We start from the raw sequence: 2,788 nt of genomic DNA on the forward strand, positions 1-2,788 counted from the left end.
TCACTTATTTAACCGATTTTTTCAAGACATTGTCATTTTCGATTGACAGTGTCAGTTTCTCAACCACTACTCATTTAGTGATTAACTGTCACATGCCCATTAGCATAGTTAAGCGTAATGCCAGGTTGAACATTTGGTACAAAAACATTAAATTCCAAACTACCATCACTTGATTTGGCTTCAAGATGCGAGCCAGAAGCAATGATATTATCGCCTTCATAAACAAGAGTCACACGATAACGAACACGTTTATGATTATCTAGAGCACGACGAATTTGTGTCTCATAATAGTTTTGACCCGTTGAATCATGATCTCTAGCCTGATTAGACCAAGCTGTCTGAACAGCAATATTTTGAGGGTTACTTGCAGAAGGGTCAAAGCCATCAATATTACCCGCAATGGCGTAACCAATTAAGTGACCTCGATCAATAGCATGATCGTATTCACCTGGTAAATCATAAACTTGGTGCCAGCCTGCAGGTTTCCATGAGGTTGACCCATTCCCCGTTAATTCACGATTACGATATTGTCGACTTTGTTTAGACAGCATAGCATTAGCTACTGACGGGACAACCTTTCCTTGGACCCGTTTTGTTTTATTATCCACATAAGGCATGCTGGACACACTGGCATCAAGATTTGTTATATTGTTATTAATCACAAAGGCACCTGCACCATTCCATTTGATATCATCTCCTAAAGATTTTCTAACAGATGACGTCAAAACAGATTGCGCTAAGTCTTGGTTTGGTGTCGATTCATTTGCACTTGAGCCGTTAGAATTTGCTTTTTCCTGATTTGAACCATTCGTCACAACTTGTGCTAACTGCTTCAGAGGGTTATCATCTGACAGCTGATCTGCCCCTGCAACAAGGCCTAAGATTAAGGTGATAATGACTACTAGAACAGAAAACTTCGCTTTATATGATTTTTTTACATCATAAGGTTTAACCATAAAACTCCATTTCATGAAAAAAGTAGGACAAGCCTACTTTATATTAAATTTAGCAATCAATTCTTGCCATTTATCCAATGAGAGAATTGAGAAAGCATCCTTACCATCGCCAATGATACCATAACCAATGACGAGCCCTAAGGTTAAAAATAGTAAACATAAGGCTACCACAACAATGATAAACAAATACTGTCTCAAAACATATAAAATACGTTCTTTCATCTTAATCCTCTGAAATTCGGCGAATATTAGCACCTAGTTTAGCCAACTTAGTGTGGAATTGATAGTAACCACGATCTAGGTGAGTTAATTTTCCGACCGTTGTCGTTCCTTGGGCAACCATACCAGTTAAAATAAGAGCTGCACTGGCACGTAGGTCCGTTGACATAACTGGAGCTCCTTGGAGAGATTTCCCACCATGAATCAAAGCTGTATCACGAAGAATCTCTGTATGAAGTCCCATACGACGCATTTCTTCTAAATGTTGGAAACGATTTTCAAAAACCGTCTCAATCATCGTAGACTCACCCTTAACAGTTGCCATAAGAGCGGTGAATTGAGCTTGCATGTCTGTAGGAAAACCTGGATGTGGTAATGTTTTTACCGTCACAGGTTTTAACTTAGAGACATCTGATTTAATACGGATACCATCTGCTTCTTCAGTCACTTCAACACCCATCTCCATTAACTTAGCTAAGAGTGGACGGTTGTGCTCCCAAACAGCATCTTTAATCAAGACATCACCTGATGTCATAGCTGCAGCAACCATAAAAGTACCTGCTTCAATACGGTCCTGAACAACTTGATGTTCCACCCCATGAAGTTGTTCAACACCTGTGATGGTTAAGACTTCGGTACCAGCACCTTTGATCTTGGCTCCCATTTTATCCAAAAGTTGAGCTAAATCGACAATTTCAGGTTCACGCGCCGCATTTTCAATGACAGTTGTCCCTTCAGCTAGTGTTGCAGCCATCATCAAGTTCTGAGTTGCCCCAACAGACGGAAAATCCATATAAATGCGAGCACCGTGAAGTTTCCCAGTTGCCGTGATATCACCAGCTGTTTGTGTGATGGTTGCCCCCATTGCTTCTAAGCCTTTTAAATGAAGATCAATTGGGCGACTTCCAATCGTACAACCACCAGGCATCGATACTTTGGCATGACCATTACGTGCAAGAATTGGTCCTAAAACAACGATGGACGCACGCATTTGACTAACATACTCATAAGGTGCTTCATCCAGAATATCACCTTGTGCATCAACGATGACAGTATTATTTTCCTCATCGAAATCCACTGCAATATCGAGACCTCTAACAACATTGTTCATTGTGAACACATCTGAAAGGATTGGAACATTTGTTAGGATTGTCTTCCCTTCAGTCGGTAAAATAGTTGCAGCTAAAAGCGGAAGGACAGCATTTTTAGCACCTTCGATTGTGACGTCACCTTGAAGACGAGTTTGACCGCCTTCGATAATAATTTTATCCATGTTTACTCCACAGTATTGTAATGTTAACAGTTGTTAATACTAATTTTTAATTTAAAAGCGTTGCAAAAGATTGACTTAAGGTTATCATCTCTAAGACAAACCGACTGGCTAAATAGCCCAAAACTACGCTAAATAAGACAACAAACAGTCTCACTTGAGCCGTATTGTCTTGATTGATTTTTAGAATTTTAGACCAATCAACCAAATGTGTTAAGAGATGAAAAAAAATACCTATAAAAATCAAATGGCTCAATAAAGCCAGAGTCTCCATTATAACTTGCATATGACCATTATACCAGTTTTTTACTAATTACTAAACAAGAAAAGCTTTGCTCAGTTT

4 protein-coding genes are annotated in these 2,788 nt (G+C 39.3%); all 4 read right to left on the reverse strand.

What is annotated here, in order from left to right; all coding sequences use genetic code 11:
- Window positions 1-74: 74 nt before the first annotated feature.
- From ACMZ6U_RS09930 to ACMZ6U_RS09945, 4 genes are read right to left on the reverse strand one after another with little or no spacing between them, the layout of a single operon-like run.
- Window positions 75-956: a DNA/RNA non-specific endonuclease gene (locus tag ACMZ6U_RS09930; protein WP_416108276.1), complete on the reverse strand. Its 882-nt coding sequence runs from the start codon at window positions 954-956 to the stop codon at window positions 75-77.
- A gap of 33 nt (window positions 957-989) precedes the next feature.
- Entirely contained in the window at window positions 990-1,178 is a 189-nt protein-coding gene (locus ACMZ6U_RS09935; RefSeq protein ID WP_416108277.1) for a DNA-directed RNA polymerase subunit beta, read from the reverse strand.
- 1 nt (window position 1,179) lies between these two features.
- On the reverse strand, window positions 1,180-2,448 hold the full coding sequence (gene murA / locus ACMZ6U_RS09940; protein WP_416108278.1) for a UDP-N-acetylglucosamine 1-carboxyvinyltransferase: 1,269 nt from the start codon (window positions 2,446-2,448) through the stop codon (window positions 1,180-1,182).
- Between the two features lie 46 nt (window positions 2,449-2,494).
- Entirely contained in the window at window positions 2,495-2,731 is a 237-nt protein-coding gene (locus ACMZ6U_RS09945; protein ID WP_416108279.1) for a DUF1146 family protein, read from the reverse strand.
- Window positions 2,732-2,788: the final 57 nt, after the last annotated feature.

This window comes from Streptococcus pluranimalium (assembly GCF_047785745.1).
Taxonomy (GTDB): domain Bacteria; phylum Bacillota; class Bacilli; order Lactobacillales; family Streptococcaceae; genus Streptococcus; species Streptococcus pluranimalium_B.

Excerpts from the sequence above, each read along its gene's own strand:
- ACMZ6U_RS09930 (WP_416108276.1), bottom strand. The coding sequence starts at position 956 with ATGGTTAAACCTTATGATGTAAAAAAATCATATAAAGCGAAGTTTTCT.
- ACMZ6U_RS09935 (WP_416108277.1), bottom strand. The coding sequence starts at position 1,178 with ATGAAAGAACGTATTTTATATGTTTTGAGACAGTATTTGTTTATCATT.
- murA (WP_416108278.1), bottom strand. The coding sequence starts at position 2,448 with ATGGATAAAATTATTATCGAAGGCGGTCAAACTCGTCTTCAAGGTGAC.
- ACMZ6U_RS09945 (WP_416108279.1), bottom strand. The coding sequence starts at position 2,731 with ATGCAAGTTATAATGGAGACTCTGGCTTTATTGAGCCATTTGATTTTT.